Here is a 1,218-nt window from a genome sequence, read left to right as displayed (position 1 = left end):
CGCCACGCCGGACATGATGCCGCTGGTCGGCCGGCTCGGCAAGGTGCTCGGCCCGCGCGGCATGATGCCGAATCCGAAGATCGGTACCGTGACGATGGACGTCGCCGGGGCCGTGAAGGGCGCCAAGGGCGGCTCGGTCGAATTCCGCGTCGAGAAGGCCGGCATCGTGCAGGCCGGTATCGGCAAGGCCTCGTTCTCGGAGGAGAAACTCGTCGAGAATATCAAGGCGTTGGCGGACGCGGTGGCGAAGGCGAAGCCCGCCGGCGCCAAGGGCACCTATATCCAGCGCATTGCGGTGTCCTCGACCATGGGTCCGGGCGTCAAGGTCGAGCCGGGAACCGTGCTCGGCTGAGGCCGGGACCGCTGCGACGAATAAAGGCGGGACTCGGAGTTTCGGGACCCGCCTTTTTATTTGCGAAGCGTGCGATGCGTGACGGGATCGCCCGCCACGCCGCCCTTGGCGTCGCTGGTGCCGGCCGCGGGATGCGGATGCGATATTTTGTCCGGATCGAAAGCTGGCCGGAAAATTGCATGATTTAGGACTTGGCAACGCAGCGAAGATTCGTTAAACACCGCGCTCCGGACGTGCTGGCTTGCGCTCGCATGTCCGTGTTCGCATTCCAAAAATCCAACGAGATAGGAGTCTTGCCTTCCCGCATGTCCATTCGGATGGTTCGGGAGGACGAGGCGTCAATCTTGCTGGGTCAATGGTGCGAACGGGGTCTTCGGTCGTCCCCTCAGGGGCGACGTTGTCGACCCCATCCTGTCCGAGACTGCAGGTGCCCGCGGCAAACGCAAGTTGGTCCAACGGCTTAATTGCATGACCTGCATAGACGGGTGAAGACCGGATTTCGCTTTCCGCGCCACGAGCGGAAGGCAGCAGATTGGGTTCGAACCTCGACACCCCGTGCCCTTTTGGCCGTAAGGCTGCTGGACGCGGGAGGGCAGGCTACTGAATGTCGTCACGCCCGGCGTGTCTTGAGACCCGGTATCTTGAAGCCGAGGTCTCGGGATCAGGTTGCGGGCTGGACGATGGGTATAACCCGGCGGTCCCAGCCTCGAGGCGAAGGCCGCCAAATAGAAAGAGCTTGCTGTGGAACGAGCGGCAAAAAAAGAAGCGGTCGAACAGCTCAACGAGACCTTCAAGTCTACGGGCGTCGCGATCGTTGCTCACTATTCCGGCCTCACGGTGGCCCAGATGCAGACCCTGCGCAAGCA

Annotated in this window: 1 protein-coding gene and 1 pseudogene; both read left to right on the top strand. The window is 62.6% G+C overall.

The window, feature by feature from the left end; genetic code table 11:
* A pseudogene (locus tag BGO16_RS07710) lies at window positions 1-352 on the top strand (50S ribosomal protein L1); the annotation flags it as partial.
* Window positions 353-1,093: 741 nt separating this feature from the next.
* On the top strand, window positions 1,094-1,218 hold a 125-nt coding region (rplJ, locus tag BGO16_RS07705; protein WP_292618035.1), incomplete at its 3' end, for a 50S ribosomal protein L10.

It is taken from the genome of Nitrobacter sp. 62-23 (assembly GCF_001897285.1).
In the GTDB taxonomy this organism is placed as follows: domain Bacteria; phylum Pseudomonadota; class Alphaproteobacteria; order Rhizobiales; family Xanthobacteraceae; genus Nitrobacter.
The sequence above is the reverse complement of the archived record's forward strand: the minus strand, read 5'-3'. Positions and strand labels throughout refer to the sequence as shown.